Here is an 18,677-nt window from a genome sequence, read left to right on the forward strand (position 1 = left end):
TTTTTTTTAGAATTTATAAGATAGTGTAGTGGTTAACATTCTTGGAGCAATAGGTGTTACGGTATTGTCATCGTATACATAATAACTCACGACATTACCAAGGTTAGCCAATTTTGCTCTGATGGTAAAATTCTTAATTGCATAACCAACGGAAGCATCAAATTGTAAAAAACCATCAACCGGAATTGGTTTTCGAGCCAATTCAGCCGGAGTGGAGGCGTTATTGGGTTTTAGCCTTCCACCTAATCGCTCTCCAATGTAAGTCGATTGTAAACCAAGTTCTAAACCTTTAAGTTTACTTTTTTCAAAAGTGTAAAATGCACTGGCATTGGCAGTGTGCTTGGGTGAAAAACGCAAATGTGTTCCTTTGTCGTAAATATTACTTTTGGTATATTGGGTTTCATTAAAGCTGTAACCGGCAATCAATTTCAATCCTTTGTGCTGGCTCGTAATGTCTACTTCCACTCCTTTACTTTGATAAGCTCCTGCTAACTCTTTAATGTTGGTGTTGGTATTCCCATTGCTAAAATCGGTTTGTGCCAAATTACTGTAATCGATTAAGTAGGTGGTTACATTGGCAACCAAGTGCCCTTTGAAGAATTCATTTTTAACACCTAATTCGTATTGATTGATGGTTGAATGAGGCAAAGCTTTAAGGTTTATATCGGTTCCGGTATTTAATACAAATGAATCGGAATAACTGGCAAAAACAGAATTGGTTTTCGTAGGTTGAAAAACTACACCTAATTTGGGAGAAACAATATTGTCATTGGTTTTTGTTTCAACAGTAGCCGAAGTAGAGTATGTGAGTGTGTTAGTGGTATTCTCTAGGTAACTGTAGCGCAATCCGGCTAAAACTTTAACCTTTTGAGTAACTTCAATCAAATCCTGAAAATAGACTCCCGCTCTCTTTACATTTGCCAAAGCATTAGTGTTTTTTTCCATTGACGGGATATCAGCATTGGTATATATCGGATTCTTATCAAAAGACACTTGAGGGTTGTAAATGTTGATTTTGTCAAACCAAACAATGTTTTTATACGCCAAAGTTGTAGTGTTACTTTGATCAGCATCAGCACCAAAAAGCAAAGTGTGTTTGATTTTTCCGGTCTTAAAAGTTCCGTTTAAATCAGCTTCAACGAGGTTGTAATCCTGTTCAGTATCTGTTTTTTGAACACCTCGGGTCCAGTCGCCATTTGACTGTACTAAATTCGTGGCATTTGGTCTTAAACTGGATAGTAAGTTTGTATTGTATCCCTGGTATGAAAAGAGGCCTTTAAGTTGCCAGTTTTTGCTTAAATCATGATTGATGGTTGTAGTAAAACCAACTTGTTCAGAATCAAATTTTCCCCAATTAAATCCCAGGAATGCGTTTCTGGGTAATTCTATCACTTCATAATCTATAGTAGCCAAACCAAAATCGGGTGTTCTGTTGTCTTTGGTGTAATCTGCTTCTATAATGATGTTTGTTTTTGCCGATATATCCAGTAAAAAAGAGGGGTTGAAATAAATTCTTTTGGTTTGCACATCGTCTCTGAAACTATTTCCTTGCTCGTAACTACTGATGAAGCGATAGGCTACAGTATTACTATTGTTTACAGCACCATAAACATCCACAGTAGGTTTAAAGAAATTATATTCAGTTGCTCTGAAGCTCAGTTCGCCGCCATGATCAAATCGGGGCTTTTTTGTAATTAAATTTAGAATTCCGCCCGGGGCAACATTTCCGTACAAGAGGGCCGAACTTCCTTTAAGGATTTCAATACTCTCTAACGAACTGGCCTCCGGAATTATGGAACCATTGATGCGAACTCCATTCTTGAAGGTGTTACCACCACTGAAAGTGAATCCGCGAGAGCCCAATTCTTCCTGGTTGTTTCCCGATGCGTTACTGGCTCCCGAAACATAAATTCCGTTTGCATTTTTTAACGCTTCTGAGAGTCGTAAGATTTGTTGTTGTTTAATAGTTTCTTTACCGATAACCATTGATGCTTGTGGTAAATCCAAAGGTTTGATGTTGGCTTTTCCGCTTTTTACAATTGTTTTTTGCTGTTGCGAAATGATGATAACTTCTTTTAAGGTTTCTCCTTTTTTGTTTTTAACGGTATCATTGTTAAACGCATAGAGTTCTTCTTGATCGTCGTTTTTGTTAACTTGGCCAAAAACGGAAGTACTTAAAGTAAGTGCGATGGCTACAATTGGAATATATTTACACATTTATTTAGAATAATTAAAAATAACGATGCAAATATAAAGGCAGAATTTGAATTAAAAAAGTTTATTTAGATTAAATATAAATAATATTTTTAGTTGATTGATTTAGTTGGTTTTACAAATGAATAAACCTCACGTTGAATGTGAGGTTTATATAAAAAAGTAACGAAAACAGTCTTATTTTCGTTTCATCGGATAACTTTCCTGGCTTTCTTTTCCTTGTTGTTTTCCCGAGATTGTAGCAGTTAAATTATTTTGATCCACCTTTTTATAAGTGATTTTTTGCGGATAATCATGTGCCGGATTTTCGAATGTAAAAGAATTAGCGTTGTCCGAAGTCAGTTTAAAATCAACCGGTTGATCATCATTTTGTCCGGTTACGGTAGCGGTGTAAATTAAATCCTCTTCTTTTTGTGTCAGTCGAATACTTTCAAAGTGCACTGTGTCTTTGGCATTGATGAAATAACTGCTGCCGCTGAATGTGCTGTCGTTTTCTTTTTTCCAGTTTTCTACCAACAGGCCTTCGGGCATTTTGTTTTCCCATTGGCCAACTAACCAATTCATTTTTTCGAGTTTATCAAAATTTTTCTCTGATTTTTTTTGGCAGGAAACTAATAAAAGAACCACTGCTGAGCAGGTAATGATTTTCATTTTCTTTATTTTTTTTATCCATACAATATTATAAAAAATGGTTAATTGAACACTCCCGTTTGTACACTTTTTTTACTATTTTTGCACTCCAATTAAAGAATACACAATGTTAGAAAGATTGCAATATGTAAAACAACGCTTCGATGAGATTTCGGATTTGATTATTCAACCCGATGTTATTGCCGATCAAAAGCGTTATGTACAGTTAAATCAGGAATATAAAAGTTTGAAAGCGCTCATGGAAAAGCGTGAAGAACTCATCAATGTAACCGGGAATATAGAAGAAGCTAACGAAATTATTGCAGATGGTTCTGATGCTGAAATGGTAGAAATGGCCAAAATGCAATTAGACGAAGCCAAAGAGCGGTTACCTCATTTAGAGGAAGAAATCAAGTTTATGTTGATTCCGAAAGATCCTGAGGATGCCAAAAACGTGATGGTAGAAATCCGTGCCGGAACAGGTGGGGATGAAGCTTCAATTTTTGCCGGTGATTTGTACAGAATGTATACCAAATACTGTGAAACCAAAGGTTGGAGAACTTCGGTTGTGGATATGAATGAAGGAACTTCCGGTGGTTTCAAAGAGATAATTTTTGAAGTAACAGGAGAAGATGTTTACGGAACATTAAAATTTGAAGCCGGAGTACACCGTGTACAGCGTGTACCACAAACTGAGACTCAGGGCAGAGTACATACATCAGCTGCAACCGTAATGGTATTACCTGAGGCTGAAGAATTTGATGTACAGATTGATATGAATGATGTTCGTATTGATTATTTCTGTTCATCAGGACCGGGCGGACAATCGGTAAACACCACCAAATCAGCAGTGCGTATGACACATATCCCTACCGGATTAGTTGCCCAATGTCAGGACGAAAAATCGCAGCACAAAAACAAGGATAAAGCTTTGACCGTATTGCGTTCGCGTTTGTACGAGTTAGAGTTAGCCAAAAAACAAGACGAAGATGCCAAGAAACGTAACTCGCAAGTTAGCAGTGGAGACCGTTCGGCTAAAATTCGTACTTATAACTATGCTCAGGGAAGAATCACTGATCACCGAATAGGATTGAGTATTTTTGATTTAGACGGATTTATGAATGGTAACATTCAAAAAATGATTGATGAACTTCAGTTGGTTTCCAACACCGAAAAATTAAAAGAAAGCGAAGTTTTCTAAATAAAAAAGGGCTAACAATTTGTTAGCCCTTTTTTATCGCTTATCCGTTTAAAGTTTAAATCCGTAAGCAATTCTCAAAGCAATTTGTCCCAAACCTGTTCCGGGTGTATCGTTAGAATTTAATATCGGAAAATCATTATAATGTTCGTAACGTAAACTAATATCTATTTTGTCGGTAGCATATCCAATTCCCGGGCTCAGGAGTAAGGATGTTTTATTATAACCGTTAGTCACCGCAAACGCAGCGCCCGCTTCAGCCAGTAAATACAGTTTATCTTTTAAAACAAAAGCTTTAAAACCTCCCTTCACCGGAATGTATCCCAAATCATTGTTGTCACCGCTGACAAAGAAATTGTTGAAACCGGTTGTAAAAGTCAGGGAATATCTCGTAGATAAATCGTATTGAATTCTTACATCGCCTCCTAAATTAAAATTATAAGGATCCTGTAGCGGAAGTCCGCCACTTACTCCAAATCCCAAACGGAAGCCTTGATCGTAATTTTTCTTTTCCGTTTCTTGCGCAAAAGAATCAGTCGTACCAAGCAAAAGAAGTACAACTACTAATTTCAGAACATGCTTAAAAATAGTTTTCATGATGTGGAATTTAATAATTAGCAGTGTAGTTTTTCTCTATATCTCTTTTCCTTTAATGATTCTGAGCAATATGGCTATTACGGCAATTAATAATAAAATATGAATGATGGATCCTACATTGAAAACCAAAAAACCCAGAAACCATAGAATGACCAGGATTACGGCTATAGTGTATAACAAATTTTGCATGATTTTATTTTGTTTTAATGTTAATGTTTATTGTACCAGGGCTGATGGATTTTCAGCCAGTATTTGAGAGGGCCTTTTAATTCTTCCTTTGGCATTATACGGATACTCTTTACGGTGTAGTTTGATGTATTTTTGAGGTTCATCTCCGTTTGGAATAGTAATCATGATTCGTTCGTTTTTAAATAGCGAATACCCTCCGTAGTTCACCGGTAATTCTTCTGAGGTTACCCAATTTTTTTCCCATTGATAATGGTAGATTTTTTTCTCCAGATCATAATACACTTCCATGTTCGGGAAATAATAGTAGGAAATAAGACTATTGATAACACTGTTTTCAACAGCTGTATCAGTATCGTTAGAAATCAAATTACGAACTTTGATTTCTTGTGCAGTTGCGCTTGCCAGATAAGCCACTACAAAGCAGAGTGTAATACAATTTTTCATGAGGCAAATTTTTAAGTTGTGCTGATTTCGTCCGAAAGGAGCTCTACAAAGTTGCGACAGAAGTGAACAGTAAGTGTTACAAGAATTTTTGTATTTGTTATACAATTTCCATTACAAACAAAAAATCCTATGGTAACCATAGGATTTGAATTTTAGAGTTGACCGAATTAACAGTCTTCTGAAAGATAAATAGTAAATATGGCTCCTTTATTGGGTTTGCCTTCGGCAAAAATATAACCCCGATGATTTTCCACTATTTTTTTACAAATGGCCAAGCCAATACCGGTACCGGCATATTCGTTTTTGTTGTGCAGGCGGTTGAACAGTATGAATATTTTCTCGGCATATTCCTGTTCAAAGCCAATGCCGTTGTCTTCAAAGGTGATTTTACAATATTTCTCTTTGGTGTTTTTCGGAATCAGTTCTTCATCTGCTGCGGTTACTTTTTGATACGAAATTTTGATTTTTGGTTTTACTTTTTCACGACTGTATTTCAAAGAATTTCCGATAAGATTGATGAATAATTGCTGAATTTGAAACGGAATTACCGTCATCGTTGGCAACGTATCGCTTTTTATAATCGCTTCTTTTTCTTCTATAGATTGGGCCAAATCAAACTTAGCATTTTCCAACAAGTCATTCAGATTTACCTTTTCAAAAACCTTTTCTGTTTTGTTGGCTCTAGAATATTGCAGTAAATCGTCAATCAGTATTCTCATGCGATCTGCTGAGGCATGAATTCGGGCAATATATTCTTTACCGTTATCGGATAAATGGTCGGATTCTTTTTCGGACAATCTTGAAATGAAGGTTTGAATTTTGCGCAAAGGTTCCTGTAAATCATGACTGGCAACATAGTTAAAAGCCAAAAGCTCCTTGTTACTCGCTTCGAGTTCAATATTTTGTTGTTCTAATGATAAGGAAGCCAACACTTCGTCAGTAACATCACTCGTGGTTCCAATCAAAATAGTATCGCCGGAGCGGTTGGTTACTATACGTCCGGTAGTTCTGAAATACCTCAGTTGCTTATCTTTTCTGATGACTCTGTAAGTAAACGGAGGCAGTGTATCATTTTCTAAATCGTTAGTGTTTAAAGAATCGAAAAGCGCCACATCTTCGGGATGAACATATTTCAGGAAATCGTTTTGTCCGTTTTCAAACGATTGAGGTTCACAGCCCAGTAATCGGTAAATGTTATCCGAAAAAGAGTATTCGTTGCGTGCTATATTCAATTGCCAGCTTCCAAAACTGCCCACAATTTCGGCCAAACTGCTCGACTCGTTCATGAGTTTTAGGCGGTTGTTAGACAATTGCATTTTTTCCAAATCCCGATTGATTCTTATGTATGATATTGAAATCAATAACAAGGTAATTAATAAGGTCACATAAATGAAAACCGGAGTGACTTTGATGGTGTCTTTATAGCGCTTGTCTCTTCCTTTCAGTGCTTTTTTTTCTAAAGCAATCATGTAATTAATCTGGCTTCTCACGCTGTCCATGGTCTTTTTTCCGATGAGAAGCTTACGCTTCAGTTCGGGGTCATTCAGTGGTTTTTTTAACGAAAGGTGCAGGGCAATCGAAAGATAGTTTTGTCTTTTATTGATGTAAAATTGTAATTTCCGAAGATTGTCTTCTTGTACCGGATCGTTTTTAGTATATCCTTTTACAATACTGAAGGATCGGTCTATCTTTTTTTTGGCATTGATATAAGGAACCAAAAAAGTAGAGTCCTTGGTAATTAAAAAGCCGCGCTGTCCGGTTTCTGAATCTTTTAAATATGAAAATAAACGTTCTAATTCTAAATTAACATCATAGGAATGTTTCACTCTTTTGGAGGAATCATTGAGCAAATTGATGTGTTTAAAGGTAATCGCAGAAATGAAAAAAATAGCAAAAATCGAAACCACGAAAATGCTCTTTAAAAATATCGGCGACTTATAGAACGAATTCAGTTTCATAGCTTCTTATATGCGTAGTAAAAAATTGTCCTTATTCAATCCCGAAGTGTGATACTGCCAGTTGATGGTAACTACATCCGAAAGTACTTTTTTGAGTGTTGCAAAATCGCTGGGTTTTTTGATATAAATGTTAGCCCCGTTTACAAAAGTTTCTTCAATGTGTTCTTCAGAGGAAGAAGTTGAGAATATGGCGATGGCTATATCGTTGAATTTTTCGTTTCTTTTGATTTCGTGTAAACATTCGATTCCGTTTTTCTTGGGCATGTTTAAATCAAGAAACAATACATTGGGCAAAATGGCTTCGGGCGAGTTGAGATAATCCATCAGTTCCACGCCGTCATTAAAGGTATTAACACGTGTGTTGATTTTTAATTCCTCAAAAGCCTCAGTAAAGAATTGTCGATCGTCTTCATCGTCATCAGCCAATATGATGTGTATATAATCTTTTTGCATAGGTTATTTTTTATTAGCCATTTCTCTTCGTTTAACAATGATTCGTTGAAAAGCCGAAGGTGTTATTCCGGTTACATTTTTGAATTGGGTGCTCAAATGTGCCACACTCGAATAATTAAGCTGGAACGCAATTTCAGTCAAACTCAAATCGCTGCTTACTATGAGTTGTTTGGCGTGTTCAATTTTTTGTAAAATGATAAAATTTTCAATAGAAGTATAGGTAACATCCGAAAACAAATTGGAAAGATACCCGTAACTGTGACCCAATTTTTCTGCAAGATACACAGAGCTTTTGACATTCACCAAATCAGGGTTGTGTATCATTTCAATTATGGTGTCTTTTATTTTTTGTACCAAAATACTCTTCTGATTCTCAATGATGTCGATTCCATATTCCCGGAGTTCCTGCGTCAATTCTGCAAATTTGGCATCAGACACTTTTTCCAGAAGTTCTACTTCACCAAAGCCTAATATCCTGTGCTTGATTTGATGTTTGATAAGTTTATCTTCCAGTACTTTTCGGCAAACGGCACTGAAATCAAATTTGATGAAGATTTTCATAAAACAGAATTTGGGTTTATTAGTTGTAAATGTACTAAAATATTCTCATCAAAAAAGCCGTAGTAACTACGGCCTTTTCGTTCTTAACCCCAACTTTTTTTATTATTACCAAATGACATGTATCAAGTACTTATCGTTTGTTATACAAAGATATTTTGGCAGGAGCGATTGATGGTTACATAATTTTGGGTGAATGTTATAAAATTTGCACATGTCAACTTCTAGTTTGTAACTTTGCACTACACAACTACTCACATGACAACAACACAACTCGTTCAGCAAATTCACCAAAAACAATCATTCCTGTGCATCGGTCTCGATGTCGATTTGACCAAAATTCCATCACATTTATTACAGCTTGAAGATCCTATTTTTGAGTTCAACAAAGCTATAATTGAAGCTACCCACGACTTATGCGTGGCTTTCAAGCCCAATACCGCTTTTTACGAAGCTCACGGGCTAAAGGGCTGGCAATCTCTTCAAAAAACCATAGAGTATCTTAATGCAAATCACCCCGAAATTTTTACCATAGCCGATGCCAAAAGAGGGGACATCGGCAATACTTCATCCATGTATGCTAAGGCATTTCTCGAAGATTTGAATTTTGACAGTGTTACGGTCGCCCCTTATATGGGTAAAGACTCGGTTGAGCCTTTTCTGGCCTTTGAAAACAAGCATGCTATCTTGTTGGCTCTAACGTCTAACGAAGGAGCTTTTGATTTTCAGACCCAAGATGCTGCCGGCGAAGCACTTTATAAAAAAGTCATTAAAACCTCCAAAACTTGGAAGAATTCTCAAAATCTGATGTATGTGGTGGGTGCTACCAAGGCCGAATATTTTGCCGAAATCCGAAAAATAATCCCAAGTAGCTTTTTATTAGTTCCGGGTATTGGTGCGCAAGGGGGCAGTCTATACGACGTTTGTTCCTATGGCATGAATGAGGATGTCGGTTTGTTAATCAATTCCTCAAGAGCCATAATTTATGCGTCTTCCGGGATGGATTTTGCCGAAAGAGCCCGAGCAGAAGCCTTGAAAGTACAACAGGAAATGGCGGTAATTTTGAAAACCTAAGTTGACGTGAGAACATTTACCGATCAACGGGGAACACTCCATGTTTTTAATGCGACTCCAAAGCGCATCGTGTCTTTAGTGCCTTCGCAAACCGAGTTGTTATTTGATTTGGGCTTAGAGGATAGTATTGTTGGGATTACCAAGTTTTGCGTGCATCCGTTTCATTTTAAATCGACTAAAAAAATAATTGGTGGCACGAAGAAGGTGCATTACGAAAAAATCAAATTGCTCCATCCTGATATTATTATTGCCAATAAAGAAGAAAATACTCCCGAAATCGTAGCCGAATTGTCAGCAATTTGTCCGGTTTGGGTAACCGATATTATTACTATTGATGATAGCTTGCAAATGATTGCTGATTTTGGAGCGCTGTTTCACAAAAGAACGGAGGCTCAAAAATGGCGAGATAAAATACACTTTGCTTTGCACGATTTTCAAAACTTTATGAGGGACAAGCCGGCTCATAAAGTAGCATATTTTATTTGGGCCAATCCGTATATGGTTGCCGGCGGAAACACCTTTATAAACGAAATGCTTCGGTTGAATAAGTTCGAAAATATTTATGATAATCATCCCAATTATGAAGGAAGGTATCCTGAAGTTATCATTCAGAAAATAAGGCAGGAAGGTGATCCTGATTTAATATTGTTATCTTCCGAACCGTTTCCGTTTACAGATGAACACGCTTTTGAATTGGGACGCTATACACATCACGCCAAAACGGTTTTTGTGGATGGTGAAATGTTTTCCTGGTATGGCAGCCGTTTGATTAAAGCTTTTGAATATTTCAAAAAAATTCATCAAAGCATAGCATAAAAAAATGCCGGCACTCTAAGATACCGGCATTTTTAAACTAACCCTAACCAAAATAATAAAAAACCAAATTTATTACATTACAAAGATACGGCGCTAATTCAGCTTATCATGTTAAGGTTTTGTTATACTTATGTTATTGGTTTCTAAAAAATTAAGCTTATTTTTTGTCCTGCATAGCAAATACTTTTTGAAGCAGGGTTGATGTTCTTGACTTGAGATTGGTTCTGATGTTTTTTTCCTCCACGGCTATCATTTTAAAAACACCTTCCAGAGCTTTATTAGTGGTGTAATCGGTCAAATCGGGATTTACTTTTTTAACCAACGGAATAGCATTGTATTTGGTAATGATGTTGTTCCAAACTTTGTCAGCCCCCACCTTGGCAAAGGAGTTTTTAATCACCGGGTTGAATTTGGCGTAGAGCGGAGTAGTAGTACTATTTTGCAAATACGTCGTTGCCGAACGTTCATTTCCCATCAAAATGCTTTTGGCATCTGTAAAACTCATGTTTTTTACAGCATCTACAAAAATAGGGGTGGCTTCTTTGGTGGCATCTTCAGCGGCACGGTTTAGCATTTTGATGCCATCATCGGCCAAAGAGTTTAACCCAATTTTTCGCAAGGCTTTATCCACTTTTTGCAATTCTTCGGGTAGCAGGATTTTGACCATTTCATTTTTATAAAAACCGTCAACCGCAGTCAACTTGCTAACTTGCTTTGAGATTCCGTTGTTTAAGGCTTCTTTTAAACCACCGGAAATATCGATTGGGCTGTTGGGATTCAATTCAGGAAATTGATTGGCCATTTGCTGCATTTCGGCACAACTTAACAGAATAAAGGATAAACCGAAAACAAATACAGTAGAAAGGAACTTTTTCATAATGAGGATTTAATTGTCAAAGGTAAAAAATGTGTTGAAGCAACTTGTTAAAGTTTGGCTAAACTTGCCAAAAATTATGCCAGAGGTTTTAGGTGTAATTTTTATTAATTATGTAAATTGCGGCACTTAAATTTTCATATCCGCAACATGGAACCACAAACTCCTTATATTCCAAAAAACAAAGTTAGAATTGTAACCGCGGCCTCTCTTTTTGACGGGCACGACGCGGCCATCAACATCATGCGACGTATCATTCAGGCCACGGGTGTAGAAGTGATTCACCTGGGGCATGACCGTAGCGTAGAAGAAGTTGTCAATACAGCCATTCAAGAAGACGCTAATGCCATTGCCATGACCTCATATCAAGGAGGGCACAACGAGTATTTCAAATACATGTACGATTTGTTGAAAGAAAAAGGAGCCGGACACATCAAGATTTTTGGTGGTGGCGGCGGTGTTATTTTGCCTAGTGAAATTTCAGAATTACACGAGTACGGTATTACCCGCATTTACTCCCCCGATGATGGGCGTGCCATGGGACTACAAGGCATGATCAACGATTTGGTGATGCAATCGGATTATCCGGTTGGCGATGTTTTGAATGGAGAAATACAGCATCTGGAAGAAAAGAATCCTACAGCCATTGCCCGTGTTATCTCATCGGCGGAGAATTTTCCTGATATAGCGAAAGAAACCCTTGATGCCATTCACAAAAAAAATGAAACCACACACATACCCGTGTTGGGGATTACAGGTACCGGTGGTGCCGGGAAGTCTTCTTTGGTGGATGAATTGGTGCGTCGTTTCTTAATCGATTTTCCTGAAAAAACCATCGGATTGATTTCGGTGGATCCTTCAAAACGCAAAACAGGCGGCGCTTTACTGGGCGACAGAATACGTATGAACGCCATCAACAACCCTAGAGTATACATGCGCTCGTTGGCCACGCGCCAATCCAATTTGGCCTTATCCAAATATGTGAACGAAGCCATACAGGTTTTAAAAGCTGCCAAATACGATTTGATTATCCTAGAAACTTCGGGTATCGGACAGAGTGATACCGAAATTATCGAGCATTCTGATGTTTCCCTTTATGTCATGACGCCTGAATTTGGGGCGGCCACCCAATTGGAGAAAATCGACATGTTGGATTTTGCCGATTTGGTAGCCCTCAACAAGTTTGACAAACGCGGGGCATTAGACGCTTTGCGCGATGTGAAGAAGCAATACCAACGTAACCACAATCTTTGGGATGTCAACCCCGATGATATGCCGGTTTTTGGAACTATTGCCTCGCAATTCAACGATCCGGGAATGAATACGCTCTATAAGAGAATCATGGATAAGATTGTTGAGAAAACCGGAGCTGATTTAAAATCGACGTTCGAGATTACCCGTGAAATGAGTGAAAAAATATTCGTCATTCCGCCGCATAGAACCCGTTATTTATCGGAAATCGCCGAGAACAACCGCAAATACGACGAAACGGTTTTGACCCAAGTGGAAGTCGCTCAAAAGCTATACGGTATTTACAAAACCATTGAATCGGTCAATAAAAAGCAAGTCGATATTGACAGAGCCGGTATTGATGCTAGTAGTTTGAATATCAATGAATATAACAAGGACTTCCTAAACTTATTGGTGAAGGAATTTGACCGGGTAAAAATGAATCTGGATCCGTTCAATTGGGAGATAATCCTGACTTGGAACGATAAGGTAAATAAATATAAGAATCCGGTGTACAGTTTTAAAGTACGCGACAAGGAAATCAAAATTCAAACGCATACCGAGAGTTTGTCTCACAGCCAAATTCCAAAAGTGGCTTTACCAAAATATCAGGCATGGGGAGATATTTTAAAATGGAACTTACAGGAAAACGTGCCGGGTGAATTTCCGTTTGCTTCCGGTTTGTATCCTTTCAAGCGCGAAGGAGAAGATCCGACCCGTATGTTTGCCGGCGAAGGCGGACCGGAACGTACCAATCGACGTTTTCATTATGTGTCTTTAGGCTTGCCTGCTAAGCGTTTATCTACGGCTTTTGATAGCGTAACTTTATATGGAAACGACCCTGATTTGCGTCCGGATATTTATGGAAAAATCGGGAATGCCGGGGTTTCAATTTGTTGTTTGGACGACGCCAAAAAACTCTATTCCGGTTTTGATTTGAGTCATCCGTTGACTTCGGTATCGATGACCATTAACGGGCCCGCGCCCATGTTGTTGGGATTCTTTATGAATGCGGCTATCGACCAAAACTGTGAAAAATACATTTTGGAGAACAATTTACAGGATGAAGTCGAAGAAAAAATCAACGAAATCTACAAAAAGAAAGGTTTGCCAAGACCTCGATACAATGGCGAATTGCCGCAGGGAAACAACGGTTTAGGCTTAATGCTTTTGGGCGTTACCGGAGATCAGGTATTGCCGAAAGCAGTATACGATGATATTAAAGTCAAAACCCTGTCGCAGGTTCGAGGAACGGTTCAGGCCGATATTTTAAAAGAAGATCAAGCACAGAATACCTGTATTTTCTCTACTGAATTCGCCTTGCGTTTGATGGGAGACGTGCAGGAATATTTCATTCAAAAGAATGTCCGCAATTTTTACTCGGTTTCTATTTCGGGGTATCACATTGCCGAAGCCGGGGCTAATCCGATTACGCAATTGGCGTTTACGTTGGCCAATGGGTTTACTTATGTGGAATATTATTTGAGCCGCGGGATGAATATCAATGATTTCGGACCCAACTTATCGTTCTTCTTCTCAAACGGAATTGATCCGGAATATGCCGTGATTGGCCGTGTGGCGCGTAAAATTTGGGCGAAAGCCATGAAATTGAAATACGGAGCCAACGAGAGAGCGCAGATGTTGAAATACCACATCCAAACTTCGGGACGTTCGTTGCATGCCCAGGAAATCGATTTTAACGATATCAGAACTACCTTACAGGCTTTGTATGCAATTTATGACAATTGCAACTCATTGCACACCAATGCCTATGACGAAGCGATTACCACGCCAACTGAAGAATCTGTACGCAGAGCCATGGCTATTCAGTTGATCATCAACAAAGAGTTGGGATTGGCCAAAAATGAAAATCCAATTCAAGGATCGTTTATCATCGAAGAACTTACCGACTTGGTAGAAGAAGCCGTATTGCAGGAATTTGATCGCATTACGGAGCGTGGCGGTGTTTTGGGCGCCATGGAAACGATGTACCAACGAAGTAAAATCCAAGAAGAAAGTTTGTATTATGAAACGTTGAAACATACCGGAGAGTTTCCAATCATTGGCGTAAATACATTCTTGAGTTCTAAAGGTTCGCCAACAGTGATTCCGGCTGAGGTGATACGAGCTACAGAAGAAGAAAAACAATTTCAGATACAAACGTTGACTAATTTGCATAAGGTTTATGCCGGCAAAGAGCAGGAGCAAATAGAAGCGTTACAGGATGCGGCGATCAACAACAAAAACTTGTTTGAAAAGTTGATGGAAGTAACTAAATACTGTTCTTTAGGGCAAATTACCGCGGCCTTGTTTGAAGTAGGCGGACAGTACCGCAGAAATATGTAATTCCATAGCATCCGGAGTCGTTTTGATAGAAAACAGCTCCGGATTTTTTAAGCAACAGTACCAATTCATGCAACCTGTTATCAAAAATCATTCGACCATAACCCTAATCGGCAAACGTCAAGCGATGACTTTTGCGGAGGATTTATCGGTGGTAATGTGGCAAAGCTTCATGCCCAGACGGCATGAAATAGAAAACATACTGGGAGAGGATTTATATAGTGTTCAGGTCTATCCGGAGGAATTTGATTTTGGTAGGCATACTCCTTTTACAAAATGGGCGACGGTTCGGGTTAGTGAAAGCGCATTGATCCCCGACGGCATGGAAAAGCTGGTTATTCCCGGCGGACTCTATGCTGTTTTTCTGTACAAAGGGATTCCTGCCGATGCCGAACCATTTTTCCGGTTTATATTTACGGAATGGTTGCCGACATCGGGCTATGTACTCGATAACCGGCCTCATTTTGAAATTTTGGGCGCAAAATACCAACACAACCATCCCGATTCTGAAGAAGAAGTTTGGATTCCGATAAAGGATAATACGAATTAATAACTTCCCTCTACATAATACCAGCTATCATTTTCATAAACAAAAGTGGAGTGTTCGAAATGAATTTGAGCCTGTAATTGAGCATCTAAATAATAGGCTTTAAAAGTTACTGTGGTTTCGGTTGAAACAAGTATTTCTAATTTTACCCATTGGTTGCTTTTACTCCATGCAAGAATATCTGCTTTTTTGTGAAATTTTCTTTTAGAGGGATGTGTGGTAGCTATCAGGTAATCGGCTGATCCCGTGGCGAAAGCACTGTAACGTGATCGCATTAAGGCTTCAGCAGTTGGTGCCTTTTGACTCTTATTTATATAGGGTTGACAGCAATTTTTAAAAGAAGACTCACTCCCGCAATAACAACTGACCATGATGATTAAGGATTTTGAGTATCATTAAATTTTTTAACAATAGCTTTCAATTTTTCGGTGCGTAAGATTTTTTGAGCTTTGGTCTTTTCCTGAGCTTTGTGAAGTTTGTCGTTATGCGCTTTAATGTTTTTCAGATTGTTTCTTCCCATGAGCCAAAAATACAAAATTATGTTAAAAATAAATTTTGGCACAGCAATTGAGCAGACCTTTACATCTTATAACATATAAATTAAAAACCATGAAAAATTTGACTATAATTTTAGCTTTTGTCGGGATGATGACGCTACAAAGTTGTTCTAATGATAATAACTCACAGCCTATTGTTGATAACGATACCATAAGTGAAGTATTTGAATATAGTAATGTTAATTTTACTACCGGAAACGGATTCAGTCAGATATTAACCTATCCTCATCAGTTGTATACTTCAGATATGGTTTTAGTATACCGATTGTCGGGAGTTTTTCAAGGAGCCGATGTTTGGAAATTACAACCGGAAACATTCTACTTCGATGACGGGACACTAGATTTTCAATACAATTTTGATTTTACCCGTTTTGATACTAATGTTTATATGAACGGCTTTGATTTAGCAGGTATTTCAACAAATTACCGATTGGGACAAGTTTTCAGAGTGGTAGTAATCCCAGCTTATTTTGGAAATAAACAAAGCAGTACAATTAAAGTAGATTTTAATGATTACAATGCGGTTATCAAAGCATACCATATTGATGAATCGAAAGTTATAAAAGTTCAGTAAATTTAACTTTATAAGAGAAGCAGACGAATGTCTGCTTTTTTTGTGGGGTAAAATCAAATTAAGTTGTCTTCCTATTGTTCAGTAATTTGTTAAAATCGACGAATGACACCATAATTGATTACTTTTTTTGTTAATTTCTTTGATTGGATTGATTATTTTTGCACAAAATTAATGAATACCCCTTAACAGAATGATATCCTTTAAAAACAAAAGATTTTCTTTACTACATGCCATAATTTTTGTTGCATTAACTGCCTTAATTACGTTCGGTCTGACCAATTTTTGGAAAGAGCGTCAATTTGTTGCCAAAATGAATAATTCTACTACTTTTTCCAACAATTATAATGTAAAGAGAATGGAGGGGTTTAAATACATTAAACCATTGATGTTTGTTGATGATGAATATGAATCAGATGGTTTGATGGAGGTTAAACAAAAAATAACGGGTATTATTGATGCATACAAAGCTACGGGGGATTTAATTAATGCTTCTGTATATCTGAGAGAATATGCTCATAATGAATGGATGTGTGTCAATGAGAATGAGAAGTTTGATCCGGGTTCACTCTTTAAAGTACCGGTACTCATTGCTATATTAAAAATGGCGGAAATTCACCCGGGTTTTTTAAACAAGTCACTTACTTACAACAAGGTTGTAAATACCGGTAAAAATGTTGCTTTTGCTTCAAAAACAATAAAGTTAGGTCAATCATATACAGTTAAAGAGCTTTTGACATACATGATTAAATATTCAGATAATAATGCAACTATTTTATTAGAAGAAAATTTAGAGCCTAAAATACTTCAAAAGCTTTTCTCAGATGTGGGGTTGGAAGTGCCAAACATTTATGCGACGCAGTATTTATTTACAACCAAAGAATATTCCTATTTCATGAGGGCTATTTATAATGCCGGTTATTTATCCGTAGAAGATTCAGAATTTGCAGGAGAATTATTGAGTCAGTCTGAATTTAAAGATGGTATAGTAAAAGGTTTACCGGAAGGGACTAAATTGGCTCATAAATTTGGGGAGGCGGGCAATCAAAATGAGAAACAACTGCATGAATCTGCTATTATTTATTTAGAAAACAAGCCATACTTATTAACCATTATGACTAGAGGTAAAGACAATAAAAAATTATCTCAATTCATTGGTGAAGTTTCTCAAGCTGTATATACTGATATGAGAAACCAAGCTAATGCTGCATTGTAATCTTATTGATATCATAAAAAAGCCTTGTCAGTAAAGACAAGGCTTTTTTTATTTCTTCATTTTATAGTATTCGTCTAAAACCGATTTTCTTCCGATGGTTTTGGTGATGATGTCTTTTTCTAAATCCCATCCGCGGGCAGGAGAATATTCTCTACCATACCAAATGATTTGAAGATGCAACTCATTCCAAAGGTTTCTTGGAAAAATTGCTTTGGCATCTTTTTCTGTTTGTTGAACATTTTTTCCATTCGAAAGATTCCAACGATACATCAGTCGGTGAATATGAGTATCAACCGGAAATGCAGGTATTCCAAACGCTTGTGACATAACCACACTTGCCGTTTTATGGCCTACAGCAGGCAATTCTTCTAGAGCTTCAAAACTTTGTGGAACTTCACCATTGTGTTTTTCAATCAGTATTTGTGACAAACCGTATATCCCTTTTGACTTCATGGGAGATAAACCACAAGGCTTGATGATTTCTTTGATTTCCTCTACTGAAAGTTTGACCATATCATATGGATTATCTGCTTTAGCAAATAACAAAGGTGTTATTTGGTTTACACGAACATCAGTACATTGAGCTGAAAGCAACACAGCAATCAACAAAGTATAAGCATTTTTGTGATCTAGAGGAATTGGAATTTCAGGATAGTATTCTTTTAACGTATTAATAACAAATGTTGCACGTTCCTGTTTGGTCATTTTAGTCTAAATTTGGATTGTAAATTTATAAAAACTTATACATCAAAATATGACAACATTACAAAAAGGAGATAGAGCACCACAGTTTTCTGCAAAAGATCAAGACGGAAACATCCATTCACTTGCCGATTATAAAGGAAAGAAATTAGTTCTTTTCTTTTATCCTAAAGCAGATACTCCGGGCTGTACGGCTGAAGCCTGTGATTTAAGAGATAATTTTGAACGTTTCAAAGCTAATAACTATGCACTATTGGGCGTAAGTGCTGATACTGCAAAGTCACAGACTAAATTTAAAACCAAATATAATTTTCCGTTCCCATTACTGGCAGACGAAGACAAAGCAGTAATTCAGGCTTTTGGAGTTTGGGGGCCTAAGAAATTTATGGGTAGAGAGTTTGACGGAATACACAGAACTACTTTTATTATTAATGAAGAGGGCATCATTGATGAGGTTATTACTAACGTAAAAACTAAAGAGCACGCCGCTCAGATTTTAAAATAAT

The 18,677-nt window shown here is 37.5% G+C and carries 20 protein-coding genes; 8 read left to right on the plus strand and 12 right to left on the minus strand.

Going from position 1 to position 18,677, the window contains the following annotated elements:
* Positions 1-6: 6 nt before the first annotated feature.
* On the minus strand, positions 7-2,217 hold the full coding sequence (locus tag EZL74_RS04745; protein WP_131475451.1) for a TonB-dependent siderophore receptor: 2,211 nt from the start codon (positions 2,215-2,217) through the stop codon (positions 7-9).
* 174 nt (positions 2,218-2,391) lie between these two features.
* The gene (locus EZL74_RS04750; RefSeq protein ID WP_131475452.1) at positions 2,392-2,865 is read right to left on the minus strand and encodes a DUF6265 family protein; all 474 of its coding nucleotides are present in this window, start codon (positions 2,863-2,865) and stop codon (positions 2,392-2,394) included.
* Positions 2,866-2,971: 106 nt separating this feature from the next.
* Between EZL74_RS04750 and prfA the strand changes: the two genes are divergently transcribed.
* Positions 2,972-4,045, plus strand: coding sequence for a peptide chain release factor 1 (gene prfA / locus EZL74_RS04755; protein WP_131475453.1), 1,074 nt, complete (start codon positions 2,972-2,974; stop codon positions 4,043-4,045).
* A gap of 48 nt (positions 4,046-4,093) precedes the next feature.
* Here prfA and EZL74_RS04760 read toward each other — a convergent pair whose 3' ends face one another.
* From EZL74_RS04760 to EZL74_RS04785, 6 genes are all read right to left on the minus strand, one after another.
* Positions 4,094-4,639: a hypothetical protein gene (locus EZL74_RS04760; RefSeq protein ID WP_131475454.1), complete on the minus strand. Its 546-nt coding sequence runs from the start codon at positions 4,637-4,639 to the stop codon at positions 4,094-4,096.
* A gap of 36 nt (positions 4,640-4,675) precedes the next feature.
* Positions 4,676-4,828, minus strand: coding sequence for a lmo0937 family membrane protein (locus EZL74_RS04765; RefSeq protein ID WP_131475455.1), 153 nt, complete (start codon positions 4,826-4,828; stop codon positions 4,676-4,678).
* A gap of 27 nt (positions 4,829-4,855) precedes the next feature.
* On the minus strand, positions 4,856-5,272 hold the full coding sequence (locus tag EZL74_RS04770; protein ID WP_131475456.1) for a hypothetical protein: 417 nt from the start codon (positions 5,270-5,272) through the stop codon (positions 4,856-4,858).
* Between the two features lie 167 nt (positions 5,273-5,439).
* The gene (locus EZL74_RS04775) at positions 5,440-7,230 is read right to left on the minus strand and encodes a CHASE3 domain-containing protein (protein WP_131475457.1); all 1,791 of its coding nucleotides are present in this window, start codon (positions 7,228-7,230) and stop codon (positions 5,440-5,442) included.
* Between the two features lie 6 nt (positions 7,231-7,236).
* Positions 7,237-7,683, minus strand: a complete 447-nt coding sequence (locus EZL74_RS04780; RefSeq protein ID WP_131475458.1) for a response regulator — start codon at positions 7,681-7,683, stop codon at positions 7,237-7,239.
* Between the two features lie 3 nt (positions 7,684-7,686).
* The gene (locus EZL74_RS04785; RefSeq protein ID WP_131475459.1) at positions 7,687-8,244 is read right to left on the minus strand and encodes a helix-turn-helix domain-containing protein; all 558 of its coding nucleotides are present in this window, start codon (positions 8,242-8,244) and stop codon (positions 7,687-7,689) included.
* Between the two features lie 255 nt (positions 8,245-8,499).
* Between EZL74_RS04785 and pyrF the strand changes: the two genes are divergently transcribed.
* Positions 8,500-9,315, plus strand: coding sequence for an orotidine-5'-phosphate decarboxylase (pyrF, locus tag EZL74_RS04790; RefSeq protein ID WP_131475460.1), 816 nt, complete (start codon positions 8,500-8,502; stop codon positions 9,313-9,315).
* 6 nt (positions 9,316-9,321) lie between these two features.
* Complete coding sequence (locus EZL74_RS04795) at positions 9,322-10,131, plus strand: ABC transporter substrate-binding protein (RefSeq protein ID WP_131475461.1); 810 nt, start codon at positions 9,322-9,324, stop codon at positions 10,129-10,131.
* A gap of 157 nt (positions 10,132-10,288) precedes the next feature.
* Here the strand turns inward: EZL74_RS04795 and EZL74_RS04800 are convergent, their stop codons facing one another.
* Positions 10,289-11,008 (minus strand): DUF4197 domain-containing protein, encoded by a 720-nt coding sequence (locus EZL74_RS04800; RefSeq protein WP_131475462.1) that lies wholly within the window; start codon positions 11,006-11,008, stop codon positions 10,289-10,291.
* A 147-nt stretch (positions 11,009-11,155) separates the two neighbouring features.
* On the opposite strand from EZL74_RS04800, the gene EZL74_RS04805 reads away from it, so the two are divergent.
* Together EZL74_RS04805 and EZL74_RS04810 are read left to right on the plus strand one after the other, a co-directional pair.
* Positions 11,156-14,581: a methylmalonyl-CoA mutase family protein gene (locus tag EZL74_RS04805; RefSeq protein WP_131475463.1), complete on the plus strand. Its 3,426-nt coding sequence runs from the start codon at positions 11,156-11,158 to the stop codon at positions 14,579-14,581.
* A gap of 67 nt (positions 14,582-14,648) precedes the next feature.
* Positions 14,649-15,128 (plus strand): GyrI-like domain-containing protein, encoded by a 480-nt coding sequence (locus EZL74_RS04810; protein WP_131475464.1) that lies wholly within the window; start codon positions 14,649-14,651, stop codon positions 15,126-15,128.
* Here EZL74_RS04810 and EZL74_RS04815 read toward each other — a convergent pair.
* Together EZL74_RS04815 and EZL74_RS13185 are read right to left on the minus strand one after the other, a co-directional pair.
* Complete coding sequence (locus EZL74_RS04815; RefSeq protein WP_131475465.1) at positions 15,125-15,496, minus strand: YchJ family protein; 372 nt, start codon at positions 15,494-15,496, stop codon at positions 15,125-15,127. The two genes, EZL74_RS04810 and EZL74_RS04815, sit on opposite strands and share 4 nt — an antisense overlap.
* 5 nt (positions 15,497-15,501) lie before the next feature.
* Positions 15,502-15,645, minus strand: a complete 144-nt coding sequence (locus EZL74_RS13185) for a hypothetical protein (RefSeq protein WP_193553749.1) — start codon at positions 15,643-15,645, stop codon at positions 15,502-15,504.
* 89 nt (positions 15,646-15,734) lie between these two features.
* Here EZL74_RS13185 and EZL74_RS04820 point away from each other — a divergent pair, with 89 nt between their 5' ends.
* Both EZL74_RS04820 and EZL74_RS04825 read left to right on the plus strand, forming a co-directional pair.
* Positions 15,735-16,256 (plus strand): hypothetical protein, encoded by a 522-nt coding sequence (locus tag EZL74_RS04820; RefSeq protein WP_131475466.1) that lies wholly within the window; start codon positions 15,735-15,737, stop codon positions 16,254-16,256.
* Between the two features lie 310 nt (positions 16,257-16,566).
* Positions 16,567-17,469 (plus strand): serine hydrolase, encoded by a 903-nt coding sequence (locus EZL74_RS04825; protein ID WP_161971694.1) that lies wholly within the window; start codon positions 16,567-16,569, stop codon positions 17,467-17,469.
* A gap of 48 nt (positions 17,470-17,517) precedes the next feature.
* On the opposite strand, the gene EZL74_RS04830 is transcribed toward EZL74_RS04825, so the two are convergent.
* Complete coding sequence (locus tag EZL74_RS04830; protein ID WP_131475468.1) at positions 17,518-18,174, minus strand: endonuclease III domain-containing protein; 657 nt, start codon at positions 18,172-18,174, stop codon at positions 17,518-17,520.
* A 49-nt stretch (positions 18,175-18,223) separates the two neighbouring features.
* Between EZL74_RS04830 and bcp the strand changes: the two genes are divergently transcribed.
* A complete protein-coding gene (gene bcp, locus EZL74_RS04835) occupies positions 18,224-18,676 on the plus strand; it encodes a thioredoxin-dependent thiol peroxidase (RefSeq protein WP_131475469.1) in 453 nt (150 codons plus the stop codon).
* The last annotated feature ends 1 nt before the right edge of the window (position 18,677 follow it).

Source organism: Flavobacterium silvisoli, assembly GCF_004329815.1.
Classification (GTDB): domain Bacteria; phylum Bacteroidota; class Bacteroidia; order Flavobacteriales; family Flavobacteriaceae; genus Flavobacterium; species Flavobacterium silvisoli.

What these genes read in the sequence shown, in the direction of transcription:
- EZL74_RS04750 (WP_131475452.1), bottom strand. Translation starts at nt 2,865, where the DNA reads ATGAAAATCATTACCTGCTCAGCAGTGGTTCTTTTATTAGTTTCCTGC.
- EZL74_RS04805 (WP_131475463.1), top strand. Translation starts at nt 11,156, where the DNA reads ATGGAACCACAAACTCCTTATATTCCAAAAAACAAAGTTAGAATTGTA.
- EZL74_RS04825 (WP_161971694.1), top strand. Translation starts at nt 16,567, where the DNA reads ATGAATAATTCTACTACTTTTTCCAACAATTATAATGTAAAGAGAATG.
- EZL74_RS04800 (WP_131475462.1), bottom strand. Translation starts at nt 11,008, where the DNA reads ATGAAAAAGTTCCTTTCTACTGTATTTGTTTTCGGTTTATCCTTTATT.
- EZL74_RS04810 (WP_131475464.1), top strand. Translation starts at nt 14,649, where the DNA reads ATGCAACCTGTTATCAAAAATCATTCGACCATAACCCTAATCGGCAAA.
- EZL74_RS04765 (WP_131475455.1), bottom strand. Translation starts at nt 4,828, where the DNA reads ATGCAAAATTTGTTATACACTATAGCCGTAATCCTGGTCATTCTATGG.
- EZL74_RS04775 (WP_131475457.1), bottom strand. Translation starts at nt 7,230, where the DNA reads ATGAAACTGAATTCGTTCTATAAGTCGCCGATATTTTTAAAGAGCATT.
- bcp (WP_131475469.1), top strand. Translation starts at nt 18,224, where the DNA reads ATGACAACATTACAAAAAGGAGATAGAGCACCACAGTTTTCTGCAAAA.
- pyrF (WP_131475460.1), top strand. Translation starts at nt 8,500, where the DNA reads ATGACAACAACACAACTCGTTCAGCAAATTCACCAAAAACAATCATTC.
- EZL74_RS04780 (WP_131475458.1), bottom strand. Translation starts at nt 7,683, where the DNA reads ATGCAAAAAGATTATATACACATCATATTGGCTGATGACGATGAAGAC.
- EZL74_RS04770 (WP_131475456.1), bottom strand. Translation starts at nt 5,272, where the DNA reads ATGAAAAATTGTATTACACTCTGCTTTGTAGTGGCTTATCTGGCAAGC.
- prfA (WP_131475453.1), top strand. Translation starts at nt 2,972, where the DNA reads ATGTTAGAAAGATTGCAATATGTAAAACAACGCTTCGATGAGATTTCG.
- EZL74_RS04785 (WP_131475459.1), bottom strand. Translation starts at nt 8,244, where the DNA reads ATGAAAATCTTCATCAAATTTGATTTCAGTGCCGTTTGCCGAAAAGTA.
- EZL74_RS13185 (WP_193553749.1), bottom strand. Translation starts at nt 15,645, where the DNA reads ATGGGAAGAAACAATCTGAAAAACATTAAAGCGCATAACGACAAACTT.
- EZL74_RS04820 (WP_131475466.1), top strand. Translation starts at nt 15,735, where the DNA reads ATGAAAAATTTGACTATAATTTTAGCTTTTGTCGGGATGATGACGCTA.
- EZL74_RS04830 (WP_131475468.1), bottom strand. Translation starts at nt 18,174, where the DNA reads ATGACCAAACAGGAACGTGCAACATTTGTTATTAATACGTTAAAAGAA.
- EZL74_RS04815 (WP_131475465.1), bottom strand. Translation starts at nt 15,496, where the DNA reads ATGGTCAGTTGTTATTGCGGGAGTGAGTCTTCTTTTAAAAATTGCTGT.
- EZL74_RS04760 (WP_131475454.1), bottom strand. Translation starts at nt 4,639, where the DNA reads ATGAAAACTATTTTTAAGCATGTTCTGAAATTAGTAGTTGTACTTCTT.
- EZL74_RS04745 (WP_131475451.1), bottom strand. Translation starts at nt 2,217, where the DNA reads ATGTGTAAATATATTCCAATTGTAGCCATCGCACTTACTTTAAGTACT.